Annotated in this window: 16 protein-coding genes; 9 read left to right on the top strand and 7 right to left on the bottom strand. The window is 34.8% G+C overall.

The window, feature by feature from the left end; translation table 11 throughout:
• Nucleotides 1–133 precede the first annotated feature (133 nt).
• From NMY3_RS08770 to NMY3_RS08755, 4 genes are all read left to right on the top strand, one after another.
• Entirely contained in the window at nucleotides 134–751 is a 618-nt protein-coding gene (locus tag NMY3_RS08770; protein WP_196815514.1) for a hypothetical protein, read from the top strand.
• A gap of 304 nt (nucleotides 752–1,055) precedes the next feature.
• A complete protein-coding gene (locus NMY3_RS08765; RefSeq protein WP_196815513.1) occupies nucleotides 1,056–2,552 on the top strand; it encodes a multicopper oxidase family protein in 1,497 nt (498 codons plus the stop codon).
• A gap of 13 nt (nucleotides 2,553–2,565) precedes the next feature.
• On the top strand, nucleotides 2,566–3,156 hold the full coding sequence (locus NMY3_RS08760) for a hypothetical protein (RefSeq protein WP_196815512.1): 591 nt from the start codon (nucleotides 2,566–2,568) through the stop codon (nucleotides 3,154–3,156).
• A 1,053-nt stretch (nucleotides 3,157–4,209) separates the two neighbouring features.
• On the top strand, nucleotides 4,210–4,809 hold the full coding sequence (locus tag NMY3_RS08755; protein ID WP_196815511.1) for a hypothetical protein: 600 nt from the start codon (nucleotides 4,210–4,212) through the stop codon (nucleotides 4,807–4,809).
• Between the two features lie 181 nt (nucleotides 4,810–4,990).
• On the opposite strand, the gene NMY3_RS08750 is transcribed toward NMY3_RS08755, so the two are convergent.
• Entirely contained in the window at nucleotides 4,991–5,194 is a 204-nt protein-coding gene (locus NMY3_RS08750; protein WP_196815510.1) for a hypothetical protein, read from the bottom strand.
• 507 nt (nucleotides 5,195–5,701) lie between these two features.
• Here NMY3_RS08750 and NMY3_RS08745 point away from each other — a divergent pair.
• Nucleotides 5,702–6,064 carry a hypothetical protein gene (locus NMY3_RS08745; protein ID WP_196815509.1) on the top strand — a complete coding sequence of 121 codons (363 nt, stop codon included), beginning with the start codon at nucleotides 5,702–5,704 and terminating at the stop codon, nucleotides 6,062–6,064.
• Nucleotides 6,065–6,271: 207 nt separating this feature from the next.
• Here the strand turns inward: NMY3_RS08745 and NMY3_RS08740 are convergent, their stop codons facing one another.
• Nucleotides 6,272–6,817, bottom strand: a complete 546-nt coding sequence (locus NMY3_RS08740; RefSeq protein ID WP_196815508.1) for a protein-tyrosine phosphatase family protein — start codon at nucleotides 6,815–6,817, stop codon at nucleotides 6,272–6,274.
• 285 nt (nucleotides 6,818–7,102) lie between these two features.
• Here NMY3_RS08740 and NMY3_RS08735 point away from each other — a divergent pair, with 285 nt between their 5' ends.
• Together NMY3_RS08735 and NMY3_RS08730 are read left to right on the top strand one after the other, a co-directional pair.
• On the top strand, nucleotides 7,103–8,524 hold the full coding sequence (locus NMY3_RS08735) for a patatin-like phospholipase family protein (RefSeq protein ID WP_196815507.1): 1,422 nt from the start codon (nucleotides 7,103–7,105) through the stop codon (nucleotides 8,522–8,524).
• A gap of 753 nt (nucleotides 8,525–9,277) precedes the next feature.
• Nucleotides 9,278–10,111: a hypothetical protein gene (locus tag NMY3_RS08730; protein ID WP_196815506.1), complete on the top strand. Its 834-nt coding sequence runs from the start codon at nucleotides 9,278–9,280 to the stop codon at nucleotides 10,109–10,111.
• Nucleotides 10,112–10,589: 478 nt separating this feature from the next.
• Here the strand turns inward: NMY3_RS08730 and NMY3_RS08725 are convergent, their stop codons facing one another.
• Nucleotides 10,590–11,195, bottom strand: coding sequence for a TMEM175 family protein (locus NMY3_RS08725; RefSeq protein ID WP_196815505.1), 606 nt, complete (start codon nucleotides 11,193–11,195; stop codon nucleotides 10,590–10,592).
• A 454-nt stretch (nucleotides 11,196–11,649) separates the two neighbouring features.
• Here NMY3_RS08725 and NMY3_RS08720 point away from each other — a divergent pair, with 454 nt between their 5' ends.
• Nucleotides 11,650–11,886: a hypothetical protein gene (locus NMY3_RS08720; RefSeq protein ID WP_196815504.1), complete on the top strand. Its 237-nt coding sequence runs from the start codon at nucleotides 11,650–11,652 to the stop codon at nucleotides 11,884–11,886.
• Nucleotides 11,887–12,877: 991 nt separating this feature from the next.
• Here NMY3_RS08720 and NMY3_RS08715 read toward each other — a convergent pair.
• The 4 genes from NMY3_RS08715 to NMY3_RS08700 form a co-directional block, all read right to left on the bottom strand.
• A complete protein-coding gene (locus NMY3_RS08715) occupies nucleotides 12,878–13,537 on the bottom strand; it encodes a TetR/AcrR family transcriptional regulator (RefSeq protein ID WP_196815503.1) in 660 nt (219 codons plus the stop codon).
• On the bottom strand, nucleotides 13,537–14,694 hold the full coding sequence (locus tag NMY3_RS08710; RefSeq protein WP_196815502.1) for a hypothetical protein: 1,158 nt from the start codon (nucleotides 14,692–14,694) through the stop codon (nucleotides 13,537–13,539). Before NMY3_RS08710 ends, NMY3_RS08715 begins: the two co-directional genes overlap by 1 nt.
• A gap of 216 nt (nucleotides 14,695–14,910) precedes the next feature.
• The gene (locus tag NMY3_RS17080; RefSeq protein ID WP_196815501.1) at nucleotides 14,911–15,204 is read right to left on the bottom strand and encodes a winged helix-turn-helix domain-containing protein; all 294 of its coding nucleotides are present in this window, start codon (nucleotides 15,202–15,204) and stop codon (nucleotides 14,911–14,913) included.
• 641 nt (nucleotides 15,205–15,845) lie between these two features.
• The gene (locus NMY3_RS08700; protein WP_231099969.1) at nucleotides 15,846–16,343 is read right to left on the bottom strand and encodes a GNAT family N-acetyltransferase; all 498 of its coding nucleotides are present in this window, start codon (nucleotides 16,341–16,343) and stop codon (nucleotides 15,846–15,848) included.
• Between the two features lie 127 nt (nucleotides 16,344–16,470).
• On the opposite strand from NMY3_RS08700, the gene hflX reads away from it, so the two are divergent.
• Nucleotides 16,471–17,562: a GTPase HflX gene (gene hflX, locus NMY3_RS08695; RefSeq protein ID WP_196815500.1), complete on the top strand. Its 1,092-nt coding sequence runs from the start codon at nucleotides 16,471–16,473 to the stop codon at nucleotides 17,560–17,562.
• The last annotated feature ends 88 nt before the right edge of the window (nucleotides 17,563–17,650 follow it).

Below are 17,650 nucleotides of genomic sequence, written 5' to 3'. Positions count from 1 at the left end.
CGTCAAATATTTGCAAAATAACACAAACCTTATATAGCGATTGCTACAAGATTGCGTTACTCATGACTATGAGCACTAAAGAATATAATATTAATAATAAATTTAAGGTGTTTTTTAACCTACCAGGAATTGTTTGGAATGGTCAATTGATGGAGGAGATATCAATCCATTGATCCTACACATTAGACCACAAATCAAGGCCTGTACCTTACTTTGTACCCTTACAATCTCGATGTTTGCATTGGCAATGTTTGCGTTTGATCAATCAAGTCAAACAGGATTTTTTGTTCCAAATGCATTTGCTGTCAATGATACTGGATCATTAAGTGACCTGTCAGAAACTCTTGATTTAGGTACTCCCTTTTATATGCAGCACTATCAGCATAATGTTAGCTCACCAAAATCCGAATCGGAACCAAATCTTTACGTGAATCATACAAACGATGGACTTATCAATGGAACTTTAAAAGTTGATTCGATAGGAAACAACACCGAAACTTTGAGAAATAACAACACAGTTTATCTCCAAGGTAACTACACCATAACGACTCACAATATGGATGATGCAAGTTATAACTTCCAAGCAATAGGCCAATATGGTCCAGATAAATCTTACGAAAGTAATGGTGTGGCAGTTTTTGATGAAAATGCTACTGGAAAACTAGCATTCTTAGAGAATTCAGTTGCACTTTATAAGGTCAAGATTGATGCCGACGGGGGCGGGGATTTCTATATGTGGCTTTTGAAATAGAATATTAGCAGCCAACACTCTCATATAGGATTGTGAAAACCAGTCTACTGGCCGCTAGCTGGTTCTTCACAGTGAAAATATTTTGTTTGATAGTTGTAACAATAACGTCATAATGATAGACTTTTCAAATAATATATATAATTAGAATATACTCGGGCATTTTGTATCTATCGTCAAATATTTGCAAAATAACACAAACCTTATATAGCGATTGCTACAAGATTGCGTTACTCATGACTATGAGCACTCTAAAATATAATATTAATAATAAATTTAAGGTGTTTTTTAACCTACCAGGAATTGTTTGGAATGGTCAATTGATGGAGGAGATATCAATCCATTGATCCTACACATTAGACCACAAATCAAGGCCTGTACCTTACTTTGTACCCTTACAATCTCGATGTTTGCATTGGCAATGTTTGCGTTTGATCAATCAAGTCAAACGGCTTTTGCCCAAAATAAAACTTCGCCTCTGGCTGGGATGAACTTTTCAAAGCCTGTAGATGTATGGAGTAAAGATGGAGTCTTAAACACTACAATTGTTGCAGAATACAAGATAGGTAAAGTTGATAACCAGACAACCACTGCAATGGTCTATAATGGTTCGCTTCTAGGACCCACATTCCACGTCTATCCAGGAGATAGGGTTGAAATTGATCTGGTAAATAATCTCAATGAGTCTACTAATCTTCATTATCATGGACTTCATGTATCTCCTGCAAATGTATCAGACAACGTACTTCTTGATGTTCCTCCAGGTGCGACACAGCATTATGTTCTCGATATTCCTAAAGATCATGACCCAGGAACTTTATGGTATCATTCACATTTGCATAAACTCTCTTATGCACAAGTTGCATCCGGCCTATCTGGGATGTTTATTGTTGAAGGGTTAGAAAAGCTACTGCCAGAGTCCTTGCAAAATGTAACACAACATACCTTTGCCATGAAAGATTTTCCATTTGACCAACTTTTTGCTAAGACCTATAAATTGAGTAATACAATGACAATGCATGAACGCCTAACTGTTAATGGGGATGTTAATCCTACTATCAACATTAAACCAGGTGAAACCCAGCTTTGGCGTCTTGCAAATATTGGTCCTGAAAACGAACTCACAGTACAACTGCCTGGCAACATGTTCTACATTATAGCAGAAGATGGAAGTCCAGTTTGGAGTGTGTGGAAAAATGATACTCTTTTCATGTCTTCAGGAAAGAGATATGACGTATTGGTAACTGCCAATGGTAGCGGACCAGTTGAATTAGTTTCAGCTAATAACATGTTTACTGCGCCATATGATAGACACATCGCAACCATAAATATACAACAAGGTAATCAAACAAATGGAACATCTGCTTCAGATATATTAGGAACAGCCTTGATTCCAAACCGAGACCTCAGTAATGCTACCGTCGCTGAACATAGGGTCCTTAACTTCTCATCAAACGACCGAGATTGGAAGTACTATATTAATAATAAGACATTTGATCCAAATAGAGTCGACATTACAGCAAAACTTGGAACTGTAGAGGAGTGGAAGTTAGTTAACCTGGATAACAACTCAACGATGTATCTTCATCCATTCCATATTCATGTAAATGATTTTCAGGTAATGTCTATTAACGGAAAACCATATGACGCTCACGGACGCCAAGACACTGTTGATCTTCCAATAGAATCAGAAGTAGTAATTAGAATCCCATTTGATGATTTCGTAGGAAAAACTGTCTATCACTGCCACCTGATGTTCCATGGAGACTTTGGCATGATGGGATTGCTTAATATCGTTAAATAGGTGAAGATGTGATTTGGAAAATAGGAAAATGTTTAATACAAAAATGTCCCAAAAAGGAAAAGTGCTGGCATTGTTTGCTGTACTTTCCTTTGCCATAGCCGGACTAGCGGCAGCAGTAACACTTCATTTGGAGCAATATGTTACTGCTCAAAGCCCACAGTCTAACCCATATGACCCAAATATCTGCTTTGGTTCAAATGTAACACAAGCTACTTGTCCCACACACTCACACTCAAATAGCCAAAATCAAACTGACATAGTAGACTGCTTTAAAAAGATTGAAGAAACTGTCTCAGGAACTGCCCAGACTGAAAACTATACAAAAAGTGTGCAAAACTTTAACTCCCTAATACCAACTAACAATGATATAGCATTAATAAACACAGCAGCAGCAGAAAGTAGCCAACCAGTAAAAGACATGGATGGGGTTTGGGATCTATTGATGAATCAAAATATGACTCGATATGACAGACAGTTGGTTTTGGACCAAGTTAATATTCTATTGACAGAAGCCAAACCGGGCTTTACCATATTGCAGAATGACCAACTGAGTTTATGTATTACTACAGAGCTCAATTCTTTGGGCCCCACACTTAACTATTAGATCTATACATCCTCTCTTTTTTTAATCAGGCTAAACAAAAGTCACAAATTTTTCCTTTTCTTTCTTTCTTATTTAGCTGACCTCTTGATAATTAAACAGACTGGCAACTAGAGATCAATCCCGAACCATCAGTAAGTTATGATAATTCCAAGTCATTCTTGGCGCATATCCCACTCCGTCCATATCGATCTTTATGAAAGTACAGCTCTACCCTCTTGTAAAAGTAGCCAGGACACAGATTTTGCAAAAGCATATGGACGAGTAAAATCGACCGCAAAAGAGAGTGAAAAGGGTTAAAAGCTCAAACAATTTTAGACAAGTTGAATTCTATTCTATCCTAGTGATCGATATCCTTAAAGTACAAAATATCTTACCGGAGTTCTGTATTGACCCTTTATAAAACCCCATACATCTGTTCCTTAGCCTCTTTGTATCCATCTTGTATTAGCTGTCTAATTGTAGTTTCTGAAAAATCAAATGTTTTGTTTGAAACAGCATGACTGGTGTTTTTCTCTCTAAACGATCCACGATATTAACATCTAACCTACCTTTTAATTGATCATCATATCTTGGTTTTTCCCAGTGGCAAGATAAACGCTCCTAGTTTTCTCTACAAATAGTTTCTGCAATCACTCCTCGTTCACCCCATTTTTTTCCTGCCAATTTGATTAGATTCTGCGAATGCCACGAATATATTGGAATAATACAAGATCAGATCTATTTTATTTGCATTTGATGTCACAAAGTATTGAATATAAATATTCCAATTTCTCTATATGATTAAGCATTTTGACTTTCTTTCATTTGAATTTGAAGCCTATTTTAGACCTCGAAGATATAGAATCTTTGCTTTTGAAATCATAATTTGATATCATGGTATTCCCAGTTCATGGGAGATCGAGAATCAGGCTTTTTCGTATGTAGAGGCTTATTTGACAAATCTTGCTAATCTAAATGGTGATACAAGAAGGGTTTAGAGGTGGCTCGGTTGATTGGAAAGTTAAACAATTATCATATACGCATATTTACACTGCGTAATAGATAAATCATAGTATGACATATGCAAATCAAATGGGTCGAAGTATTCCTTCGTTTAGACACTTAATTGAGATTGAGAAGTTGAACTGGTCTGAATTTAAGATAGAACTATTAACTAAGAATGATAAAGAAGCATTTAACACCATATTTGAAAATGCAAAGTTATATACACAATATCTATCTAATGCCAACAGACCACTGCCAATAGAGCCTATTATGATGGGTGCTTTGTTCCATAATTTTAAAACACTATTGAATTTGAACAGTGAGAACAAGTTAAGCGAAGATTCAATAGAGCGGAAAATAGCAGAGTTGGAAAGAGAGAAACCCCTAGCGAAAATGTTGTTTGATAAAACTTGCGAAAGGTGGAGCGGCCTACTATATTCTGTTCATAGAGACGATAGAGAACATTTACTAAGAATGTTAACAGATTGCTGCCATAGTTTGGATGAAGGGGTGGCTAAAATGCTAATAGACAAAGTTTCAGAAAACTCTATTTCTGTTCTTTTCCTTTTTAGTCTTGTCTTGCAGAATCAAAAACTGATAAACAGGATTAAAGAGTCTTCAGATAAAAAAATCAAAGATGATGTTAATCTGTTAGACTTTATCCATTAACTCTAGCTAAAGGAGTCTGGTATTTTCATATGTTATGGATTGGGCCACTTTTCAAACAGTCAATTCTTTCCTGTGCCCATACAGATCATTGACTATGGACAACTAAATATTTCATCTCCGTCATTAAAACATTTGAAATAATTTCGAAAGTATGCGACTTCCTTCTTTAGTCAAAAGGCACCTAAGTTGTAAAATTGTGGAGAACTTTTTCATAGAAACATATTTGCTTGCTATCATATTGATTAAAGCACCTTCCAACAACCTTATCTGGATCAATACCCAATGATTCATTTGAACCGTTAGAGATACCATCATTAAGAACATTATCTCCAATATTCTTGGTGTTAGTGTTTTCTGATTCACTTGATCCCTCATCGTTACTCAATACTACTCCACTACCAGTATTTCCTGGAATTGTTGAATCAGAATTGCGAGGAACAAATACTTCAGTGCAATTTGAGTATGTGCCATCGCGATTCTCACATGTTTGACATCTACCGGTATTTGGTGAAAAAATCTCAGTAGCGTGTCTCCAACAACAGGTGGTCTGCAGTTTGCTTCCTACTAGCTTATCACTACAATCACTGGCATTTTAAAAACCATTACTTGGTGGTGCTGCAAACACGAAAGTCCTAGCAGGCCCCGATATTAATGCAACAGTACAGATTACGATGAGCACCAATGTATTGTTGACAAACTGACCTGTAACTCATATTTCATTGGAGGCTGGATAAATATCAAAATATTGCCAATTATTTCCAATCTTCTAAAATTTACATAATTTAATAACGAATGATCCAGATATCCAGATTCAAGATTGTTGACGAAGACAATTTGCTAGAGTATTGGTCAAGGCTATTAACCATGAAGTCATTACAATAATTGGGAAGTCATGGATGATTATGAGTTTTATTCAGACAGGCTTGTCACATGTGACAAGTGTGGTTATGACAAGGCCTATTTATGGCTTGATAAAAAAGAGCAAGTATATTTGATTAGTTGTGAAAATTGCGGTGTAAATGAGAGAAAGACGGTAGGGGTCACGCCGGTTGCAGAGAACAAACAGATGTTTTGTTGTGAAGGTTTTAAAGGGTTTTTGGAACAAGAATTACAAATTGATGAAAATCCAAGAGTGATTGAGGTTATGGGAAAACTTTTCTACTATTTTGAAGATAGTCCAAAACCAATTGTTGAACAGATAAGGTTTTGCCCTTTTTGCGGAATTAAATTGGATGTTGTTGAGATGACTGGATAACCAAACGGTAAGTCTTGGTTCAAACAATCTCAAAAAGTGTATGAAGATTATTGATTATCGAGATGGCAGTGCCCAATTCTTGAGATTGATTTTAGTCTTATTTCGTTGCCTCCCCTACTTTTCTAATGATATGGACAAAAAATGATGGCAAAGTTCTCATCATATTTGTAGCATCTAAAAGAACAATCACATGATACGCTACTACGTTTACACGAGATAGTTTTTATCTTTAAGATAAGCCCCATATTGTTTCAAGACTTCTTGTTGTCTATATTTATGAGGGATCCTTTTACGTAACTGTTTGACTTTTTTCAAAGCTGTCTCCATGGGGATTTTTTCCTTTTTCATTAAGTATCCAGTTACTAGAACTCCTGTCCTTCCGTGGCCCCCATTACAATGAATTAGAACTGGTTTGCCTTGTTCAATATGCTCATCCAAATAATCAATTGTTTTGATTAGAACATCAAGATCAGGAGCATCATGGTCATCAACTTTTATGTGCAGATAGTCCATGACTATGTTACCCTTCTCGTTTTTTTCCTTTTTTGAAGTTTTGAAATATTTTCGTGGTAAAGGAATTTCTCTGATAGTTATAATGCTTCTAACTCCCTGTTTTGCAACCCATTCAAATTCCTTGTGAGTCTTGATTAGGCCAGAACAGGCCAGTCGACCAGGTATAATCCATGAAAAATTTGATGGCTTTAGTAATAGTCTACCATATATCCATCTGTAAACATCTCCAATTATGGTCATTAAAAGTACCTTATCGATTATAACTTATATCCATCTTATTCTCACGTGTAAAATAACGAGATGTTACAACCATTGAATTACACCTATTTTTTCCTTTAGTATACCTGAATAAATTATTTCATCGACAATTTTCTTGGTTATAGATATAGAGAAATTTCACCTGTAGACTAGAATGCCCTAACAATTACCCCATGATACATGAAACTTTCCATAATCCTCGATGCTAAAAGACATGATATTTCCACAGACTATCTCAAAATCGATCAAAAATAGTTGAACATAATAATGTCCTTCCCAAATTCAGATTATATGGGAAAATTTCAGAATAACCAAAGAGCATTGGTCTTACAGGGTGGAGGCTCTCTTGGCGCCTATGAAGCAGGTGCCTACCAAGCACTATATGAAAAGGTTACCAAAACAGATATAGAAAAAGGAGAAAAAGGTAGACCATTTTTAGATATTGTCGCTGGAACCTCGATAGGTGCGATTAATGCTGCAATAATTGTAAGTTATGTAACAGAGAATAAGACATGGGAGGGATCTTCAGAAAGACTAAATGAGTTCTGGGAGTATTTGTCAAAGGAATCTCCATTAGACCACATTCCGGGTTTTACGGCTTGGTGGGATTACTTGCATGACCACATTCACCCGGGTTTTGCCTCCGGTGAAGCCGCAAGAAGATATTATTCATCAAAACAATTCGCGATTACAGGTGTACCCACAGTCTTCTCACCTTTATTCCCACTACTTGATACTAAATATTTTGATCCTCAAAATATATGGTATCGCTTTGACAGTGAGCCATTAAAGAGAAGTTTAGAGAGATTTGCAAAATTTCCTATCGCAACAAGTTACGATGAGAAATCATCATTGCCCCAACCAAGACTCATCCTTGTGAGTGTTGACGTGGCAGAAGGAGCTGCTGTAACATTTGATAGTTACGAAACGGAAGATGGTTCAAGGAAATCCGAGTATGGAAAATATATTACCCACAATGGAAAAGAAGTTGGACATGAACATGTTATAAGGTATAACGACGGGATTACGTCAGATCATGTTATTGCAAGCGCTTCGGTGCCTATCAATTATAGTTACACTCGCTTAGAAGTAGAAAGTTATGATGGCCATACCGCTAAATATGAGAAGAATTTGCGCTACTTTTGGGATGGAGGAATAATGAGTAACACTCCATTAACGCAGCTTGTTATACTGCACCGGCTTTATTGGCTAAAAGTAAAGGGGTTAAGGGACACAGTTCCAAAGCTAGGCATAGGAATCGTGAATGTTCACCCAGTTGAACAAGAGACAATTCCTTGGGATCATGATGGTGTAATAAACAGAAGCAATGATATAACTTATTCGGACAGAACAAGCCGAGAGCAACAAGCTTTGTTACTAGTATCAGACTATGTGGATCTTGCAAGGGAATTGATCAAGATCGCAAAAGACGCTGGTGCAAAAGATGATGTCATAAATAATTTGTTAAACAAAAATTCAATGAACCACGGTATGACAATCAAACCTAGAAAATATTCGGACATGTTAGTAGGACAATTTGAAATAGATAAAGTTGTTCGAATAAACCGCAAAAATGATGAGAATACGATATCAAATAAGATATATGATTTTTCACTCAGGACGATTACGCACTTGAAGGAAAGTGGATATAAAAATACCATGGATCTTAGTGATGTTGACTTTGGTTAAACCGATGGTAAATCCCGCTATTGTGCAGAATTACTTTACCTACTTTTATTTGGGTTGAGAAATGTACAGCAGAAACCCATAGTGATACGGAAATCATCAGGATGATGGTTTTTGTTTTTGAACTGCTAATATATTCAGTAAAGTGTTGAATTTGGCAGAAGTGACGTTGAGGTGCGTCATAGAGCCCAGTACACACGGAAGAACATGTTCAATCTTAAGATTCATTTGAAGCTTTTTCAATAAACTAAAAATAACAAGTATACAAGCACCCTTCTGTGGTTGTATCGAATCATTGAGTATATCCAACAAAGGAACGAATATATAATGTTCCTCTAGTAAACATCTATTCTAAATCAACTTAAATAGCCTGTTTAGCAAAATTGTTCTATATTTTAACTATGATGGGTATCAACAAACTGCTTGTCAATTACCTGTTATTAGTTTATGATAGCAGAAAGCGTTCGACCATGAGATATATAAATAAATTCAATGTTACCATTTAATAATATTATGGTTTAATTCTTCTTGTCCTCTCCTTATTCTTCTACTAGAGATGATAGTGTTGATTCTCTTCATATAATTTGTTTCAATAATATCAAATGAAGATTTCTAACATATAACTCCACCATCGGGGATCAGGTGTATCAATAGAATTTAGTGGAATAAGATGATTTTTTGAGGTTAAAAACCGTTTCTGTTCTCTGTGAATTGCGTCTCAATATCTTTATATATAATTTGTAGCATAAGACGGTGATGAGTGATAAAAGATCTATTTTGGGTAACCGGTTTGGAGTTTCATGCATTGTTGCAATTTTTCTTGTAACAGTACCTATGTTGGGATTAGAAACAAGTGTTTTGGGACAAAATGCTACAGAAACAAGTGTTTTGGGACAAAATGCTACAGAAACAAGTGTTTTGGGACAAAATGCTACAGAAACAAGTGTTTTGGGACAAAATGCTACAGAAACAAGTGTTTTGGGACAAAATGCTACAGTGCCAAACGTTGTCAATGAGACCATTGTGGATGATTATGATTATTATGGTCAACCAATTTACTACGATGAAGATAATGACAACTCCGATGGAGGTGACAACTATTATTACACTGATGAAAGTGGGAATTCCTACTACAAGGATGAAAATGGTAATAATTATTACAAGGATGAAAATGGTAATAATTATTACAAGGATGAAAATGGTAATAATTATTATACCAATGCTCAAGGTCACCACTACTGGTACGACAATGATGGTCACAAGTACTATTATGTAAATAACAATCATAACCAGAAATTCCATTATGATGATAATGGTAACAAGGTGATTCATGATGACAGGGGAGATAGCAGGGCCGCTTATGATAATCACTCTAGCGGTACTCATGCTCACTATACTATATACAGTAATGGTAACCATGTTCAACCAAGTGGCAGTGGTACGTATGTTCATCATGCTGGAGTTACACATGAACATCATGGCGGAGGCTTTTCACCACAGAATGGCGGAGGCTTTTCACCACAGAATGGCGGAGGCTTTTCACCTCAATTCGGTGGGGGTGAACACGGTGGCTTTGGAGGGCGTAGATAATTAAATAGATCGGGTATTAAATTACTATAAATCAAAGTATCAATCCCCTTTTTGATGTGTTCTTAAATGAATGGTAGCAGTGTTGACAATTAACATGGTGACTAAAAGGTTGAATCAAAAGGGAGTAATATTCTTAAAACACATAAAGAGGATATCAACTTCTCGAATAAATCACTGTCATATTCATAATATTTTTCATTTATTTCGTGACTACCCTTTCCCCTTATGATTTCATTAAAAAACAAAACATCAGGATAATTTTCTAAAGTACTTGCACTTTGTTATTTGGACTGAATTGGTTATTTCTAATATAGGAGTACATCAATCCCCGTTTATGATGCTGCGCCTAATTGTCCATTATTCTCCTATTTGCAATTCTTTACAAAGATCTTTAAAACATGTTATGGACTTATCGGCCCAATTTATCGAACATAATATGATAATATCGGAATTGTAAATTCATACCCTGAAAACGGTCTTAACCATATCCGCTATCATTCTTCCGAAAGAGAATGTTCATTAATAATAAGGCTGGAATCATCACAACAGGAAATATTATCGAAAGTTTGATATTATAAAATGCCAATAGGATGGAAAGAGTGTATAGAGTGGGTATTACAAGAAATATATTATGAATGCTTTTTACTTCTCTTTGTCCACGGTCAACGCTCAATGGTTTCTTGTGTATATATTTCCATATGAAAACTAAGATAAAGTCAGTAATAATCATTAGTATAGAAAGAAAAATTACTGATGAAGTACTTTCATACTGTACCTGTGCCAGTGTAAATACGGGTGTTACTAGTATAAGTATAAAGAATAATAAGGATGTAAGTATTACAACGTCATCTGGTACAGTGAGATGATCAAGTATCTTCATATATAGTATCCAGAATACAAAAATTACAAAAAAACTTGACACCATACCAAAAAGATTATCAAAGAAACTGTCAACTTCCGTTGGATCGGCCTGACCATTTATTAAGGTAGGAGGGATAAGATTATACGCTAGTATCGTTAAAGCGACCAAAAGAACAGAATCACTCAGGCCTTCTAATCTTTCTACAGATAGGAATCCCTTCAATGAATCAAGATAATCTCCATTCTAATAATAACATTACATCTGAAATTACTAATTTTCCTGTCATCAGAACATAACTATCTGGGGTACATCAAATAATCGCAAATCTATGTGGAAATCGGCAAAAATGTTTTTCTAATTAAGTGATAGGCATCAAAAGGTTCTCAAAAGGATATTCAAGAGGATTTATTGTTTAACATATTTATAAAAGTCTTTTTTGCGACCATCAAATATTGTTTAGGATAATCCAAGTTATCGTAGTCAAAATGCACAGGTAATCGTAACCTGAATTCCCATCCTTAGACCGCGTTTCAATGGTATTAAAGCTGTAATTTTCAAACTAGCTAGCTGATTTTTGCCGCAATAATTGTTTACTTGGGAAGCTACAAGGTTACCAATAAAAAATATCATAACATTTTTATGAAAGAATTTACTATTTAATTGTTAGTCATGAAAGATGAGTCTTGAATCTTCTTTAAATGATGAGGCATTCAGAAAGTTTGAAAAATTAAGAGACAATTTTGAATGGTTTTATTCAAATTATGATGGATTGAGGAGAGACTATGGCAATCAGTATGTTGCAGTTAAAGATAAAAACCAAATAGATAATGATTGCAACCTTGAAATATTGATAAAGAGATTGAATTTATCAAACTGTGATGAATCAATTGCAATTGAATATGTAAACAATTAACTTTAAACCATTTTTTTATAAAAAGATAGGATTAATAAAATAGGCTCGCGTAGAGATTTTTCTGTTGAAATATGAATTGAAAGATTTTTGGTCCTTTTAGGAAACCTTCTTGTCAAATCTTTACCGACTGTATTTGTCACCATGGTCAAAATTTATTTCAAATTGTCTAATTGGTACGATATTGAACTTACTTAAATTCCCACTAGAAGGAACTAATACTAATTAGCTAAATGTTAAGCCTCAAACTACCATTTAGTGTCTACTAGAAAAAACAAAAAATATCTAAATTTACAATTTTATGTTTAACGAACCTCGTCAATCTCTGAGAACACGATCTTTCATTCATACTATAAACCCTATAGGGAATAAAAAGGCGAAATAGGCGATTGTTTTTGTTATGATTCTTTCTCAATATCATTTATCCTGATGGCTTGCGAGAAATAAAGCCATAATGTCCAAAGGACATTTTTTACTTAACAGCCTTTATTTTACTTTTCTTTTATGCTAACCCGCACTAGAACCTAAATCTGAAGTTAATTATGACGATCGAAATATCAATGACTGAGTGGAAGGATCCTTACAGGTATCATAGAATCAATGTCAATATAGAAAGTAATAAGTAGACACCTATCTTGGCTTGTCAGCAAATATGCTTTTATAAGAACCTTGTTCGCAGTAATATACATTCTTCGTTAAAAAGATATAGATGGAACACTTCATGATCTTATCTCAAACAATTAACAATATTCCCAATTAATTCAAGAAGAGATGTTTATTCCGATAGAATAATTGTAAGCAATATGAATTTAGATTTCCAACAACCCATCACTTGAACAAGTTTTTTATTTTAATGATATCCCATTTAGTGTTATTATCACAAGCCATACATGATTAAGATGCCGAACAAATACCTAAAAGCATTATTTTTAGAGTAGTGAAGAGAAATTAGTATAGGGAACAAAGTACAAACAAAAGACTTACCACAGATATGCTATTCTACCTTCGGGGTAGTCATGGTAGTCATGGTAGTCATGGTGGTCCCAAGAATTCTGCTAACGATGTCAACCCATGTCTTTTTGTTTGCTTCCTCTTCTACTCCAAGTAGTCTGTTTATCATTAGTCCGTTGTAAACTGCAATTAAACTCATAACAATGCAATCAATGTCACGATCATCCGGAATAATTGCTTTCTCGTCACCTTTGAGGTAACTTAGGATATATCCTTTCATAATCTCGGTCACCTTCTTGTGTTGAGAATACATTGCTGATTTTAATTTTTCATCTCGGGTCGATTTTGACAGAATTTCTAGAAAAATTATGTAACTATTTTCGAAATGACTAAAGTTATTGTAGTATCCCTTCGTATCGGAAATCAGTTTTTGATTATTTAATTCATCGTTTTTATTGCTGGTAACAAATAATGAAAATAGCTGTTTTCTTAGTTCAATCAAGTTCTTTTCACATAATGCATAGAAAAGATCCTCTTTGCTTTTAAAATAGATGTAGATTGTACCCTTGCCCACCTTAGACTCTAGCGCTATATCATCCATTCTTGTTTTATCGTATCCTTTTTTAGAAAAAGATACTAGTGCAGCAGCGATTATACGATCTTGAATTTCTACCTTGTGTTGTAAAGTAACCTTTGCACACATTATTCATAAATCACTTTATCAGATTTTGAATTTTTTTCCTTAAAACCATCGATTCTTTCGTAAATCCTGGCAGACAAAACTCCTATGATAGCACCAATAATAATGGTTATTGGCAATACCAAGTGTAAAGAATTAACAAAGCTTGGAATTATGTCAACAATTGTTACAAATCCTGTCTCTTCCAAATTCACAGGCATCAAGTAACTTGAAAGGGCCAGAGGAAGAAGAGGATACCCTATTACATAAAAAAGCGAACCAGAAATAGCACCAGCTATTGCGAATTTTTGTTTATTGCTGATTTTTCTATTATTGCCTATTGGTAATTTGCCATAAATTAGCATGTCAACTAATACAAATGGAATAATCGCTAAAAGGTAAAAAGGGAGAAAATTCGAAAGCGCTTGAGACGGAAGTATACTAGTAAATGCTGTTAATAAGATAACACCTGTAGCTACAGCGCTAGCGAATCCGAAAGTGCGAGTTTTCTTTAACACAAACAGGAACATTCCTGAATTAATCAAGGGTAAGAATACCAATGCTATTAACGATTCTGCTATTGGGTTCAGATTAAAGTTAAATAATTCACCATCAGAAATTGGCAGAGCAAACATGTAAACATAGGATATCAAAATTAGCCATAATGCGATTAAGGATATAACGGCAAAAATCCTCCCAAGTTGAGAAAAGATACCGCTCTTGACAAATGTATTTAATCGAACCAGTCCGATTGCTACAGCTAAAGTATTAATCAGCATTCCTGTAATTAGCATCAGATGCGTCGGACTCAAAAATCCATCTACTCCGAAAGTTTGGTGCCAAATAAAATCGCTTGGGCCAGATATTATTGATATTATTGATCCGATAATAAGTAATTTGAATGATAGTGCTAAACCGCTCTTCTTTAATTCTCTATATTTTAGCATAAGGATCCCACCAATGATAGAAGAAAGTGACAAAATACCTATCCCGGTGTAAAGTAGGGCATGAGAAGGTGTAAAAAACGATTCCGGGGTTAGCAATAAATGTGAGGTTACATCCCAATTGCCTCCACTTATTTGCATTATGGAACCAATGGATGCAAATATCAGCACAATCATGGAAAACTTAAAAGCATTGGTAGAAGCAGAAAGGATTGGTTCCATATATCTATCTAGCAAACATGATCATATAAGTATTACTGACCAGTCAGTCAATAAAACTAATAGAATCGTTATAGAGAAATACAATAACCTTATAGAATATGAAGGATGGGGCTATGAGCTTTAATTACGTGAATGAATGATAGTGGCCTTCAGATTGACCTTTATAAATAGAATATTTGAACAGGTTTGGTATTAAATAAAGAGGATGTCCACCTTCACTAATGGTTGTAACTAGATCTCATAATCTGTTTTGAAAGATGGGATGTACTCTATAATATTATCATATTTTCGTACAAAATCATTTCCCTTGGGAGTCGCTATGAATCTTTGCTTTTTTTCGTCAAAGAGTAGCATATTCAAACGTATCAAGTCTGCCAAATATTCATTCAATCTTTTATATGAACTGTAGTAACTAAGCTTATTTTTGGTTTGATACTTGCCTATACAACTCTTTACAATTAAGTAAAAGATTTGACACTTGTCCCGATACTTTGTTTTACCCCTTTCTCTCCCCTTTATCAGCAAACTGATTTCAATGACCCTAATAGTCTAGTTAGATTAAATACAGGATAAAAAAAAATGTACTCATTGGTTAAATAATAATCGTTTATTGTCTACAATAGAAGAATCTTATCAGTTGGTTTTGATAGAATTTTTTTTCTCCAAAGAACAAAATTTGAAATTAAAAGTATAGACAAGTAGTTTTTTCATTGCGCGTTTATCCTGACATCCTTTAACACAAGATTTTGACTCTGATCTGCACGTGGTTTTTCTAAGATGAACCATAGTAATGGTTCTAAAGGGCGTGGTACAAATATGATGTTGAGACTTCCATTTTACGTGGTAAGATAAAAAATCCATCGATCATAGGCAGTGCATAAAATGACAAGAAATTCAATCCCTATACCAATTAACGGTATTATGATGATAAAGGAAGTTGAAACCAAAAACTACTTTTAAATCAATTTTTTTTGATTTTTAATCTCCAGTCCTTTACCAACCAATATGTAACCAATATTATCCCAAATATTGGAAAAGCAGAGATGAAAACATATGGGAAAATAGCCAATAAGGTGGAGGGCTCAAAGATATTCATACTGATATAGCAAAATATCAGATATTTAATTCATATTTTGGCACAAAGATAATCTTTGAATTTGTTTGTTTTACGCTATTTCCAAAGCCATCAAGTTGGCATCTTCCCCATCTCTATAATAAGATTTCAATACGGATTTGATTTGAAATCCAAGTTTTTGGTATAATGAGATTGCAGGACCGTTACTAGTACGAACTTCTAGATATATTTCGTCACCCTTTCTTGTTGATACCCCGTTAATTCCTTCCATCATCAATGCCTCACCTATACTTTTTCCTCTGTGCTCTTGCAACAATGCTATTGATACGACATGGCCCTTTTTCACGAACCCGAGTTTCCTAAAATTCGAGAAACCAAATTCTAATTTGCACATTATATAGCCTACCACCACATTATTAATTTCAGCAATGATAAATGCTTCTGGAATTTCGCGTAAAAGAGACTCGAAAAAATACTCGGTATAGTGTTCCGGAAGAGTCTTTAAATTAATGCTGATTACCGAATTTAAATCTTCATAAGCACATCTTCGGATTATATAGCCGTTAACTCTCCTTAATGCTAGTTGCAAACAATATATAATATTTAAGACAAATTATTTAACTTTACCAAATATTTATTATCAAAACCCCAGAGTGATGGTGGTCAAATGAGTCGATGGTTTAAATTGGATACTTTGAATAGAAAATTTAAAATTAATGTATTCAGAGGGTAGGAAAGCGATATTAATCACATATCCAAACCAATTTGCCCTATCCGAGGCGAGAGGCCTTGCTGAATCAGTTGGATATTCTATCCTAGAAGTGATTAGCCAGAAAAACATTACCCGTTCTAGATTCGGTGTCGGAAAGGGCAAGGCAGAAGAGATCAAGGAGAGAGTTGCGGCATTGAAACCTGACGTAATCATATATGATGAAATTCTAAAACCAAGTCAACAATACAATCTTGCAAGATTGTGCAAGATAGAAATTGTGGATAGGGAAAAACTGATTCTAGAAATTTTCCTAAATAGAGCAGTAACAAATGAATCAAAGATTCAAGTAAAGTTAGCGCAGCTAAAATATGATATTGTCAGAGTAAAAGAGAAGGCAAGGCTGGCAAAGCTAGGTGAGCAGCCCGGATTTTATGGCTTAGGAAAATACGATGCAGACGTGCACATTTTAGATATTAAAAGGAGAACCACGTTGTTAAAGAAAAAACTACAAGCTGAGGAGAGAAAAAGGGCCCTCCACAGGATCCAAAGACTCTCAAGCAGCATTCCATTGATATCGTTAACTGGCTATACTTCTGCTGGTAAAACATCATTGTTTAACATCCTTACCAACGAGAATAAGGAGACCAGTACGAAGCTGTTTACAACATTGACAACATTTACTCGTTCTTCGCAGATTGAAGGAAGGAAAGTTCTTGTATCAGATACAATTGGGTTCATTAGTAAGCTACCACCATACATGATCGAAGCATTCAAGTCTACGCTATCTGAACTGAATTATGCTAACGTGATCTTATTGATAATTGATTTTACCGACGATGTTCCAATTATAAAGAAAAAATTGATGAGTTCACTAGAAATCTTATCAAAATTGCAAATTCCATTTCAAAAATGCATACTAGTCTTAAACAAGATAGACATGGTAAAAAATAATGAAATAATGAACAAGATGAACGAGTTGAATGTAACTGAAAACATAGATCATATTATACCTATTTCTGCTCATTTGGGTTACAATCTGCCGAGATTAAAGAAGCTAATTTCCATGCAAGTTGCAGATTTGCCTTCAACTTCATGAACTCTATAATCCATCAACCGGTTGATCAAATAAAAAGTCATTATTACTTTGAACATTCAAACCGAAAGAATTAAAAAATAATGGTATT

Origin of the sequence: Candidatus Nitrosocosmicus oleophilus (assembly GCF_000802205.1) — an archaeon.
Classification (GTDB): Archaea; Thermoproteota; Nitrososphaeria; order Nitrososphaerales; family Nitrososphaeraceae; genus Nitrosocosmicus; species Nitrosocosmicus oleophilus.
The sequence above is the reverse complement of the archived record's forward strand: the minus strand, read 5'-3'. Positions and strand labels throughout refer to the sequence as shown.

Bases quoted from the DNA above. Each gene is read 5' to 3' on its own strand.
- NMY3_RS08755 (WP_196815511.1), top strand. From the start codon at position 4,210: ATGACATATGCAAATCAAATGGGTCGAAGTATTCCTTCGTTTAGACAC.
- NMY3_RS08745 (WP_196815509.1), top strand. From the start codon at position 5,702: ATGGATGATTATGAGTTTTATTCAGACAGGCTTGTCACATGTGACAAG.
- NMY3_RS08740 (WP_196815508.1), bottom strand. From the start codon at position 6,817: ATGACCATAATTGGAGATGTTTACAGATGGATATATGGTAGACTATTA.
- NMY3_RS08735 (WP_196815507.1), top strand. From the start codon at position 7,103: ATGTCCTTCCCAAATTCAGATTATATGGGAAAATTTCAGAATAACCAA.
- NMY3_RS08730 (WP_196815506.1), top strand. From the start codon at position 9,278: ATGAGTGATAAAAGATCTATTTTGGGTAACCGGTTTGGAGTTTCATGC.
- NMY3_RS08720 (WP_196815504.1), top strand. From the start codon at position 11,650: ATGAGTCTTGAATCTTCTTTAAATGATGAGGCATTCAGAAAGTTTGAA.
- NMY3_RS08715 (WP_196815503.1), bottom strand. From the start codon at position 13,537: ATGTGTGCAAAGGTTACTTTACAACACAAGGTAGAAATTCAAGATCGT.
- hflX (WP_196815500.1), top strand. From the start codon at position 16,471: ATGTATTCAGAGGGTAGGAAAGCGATATTAATCACATATCCAAACCAA.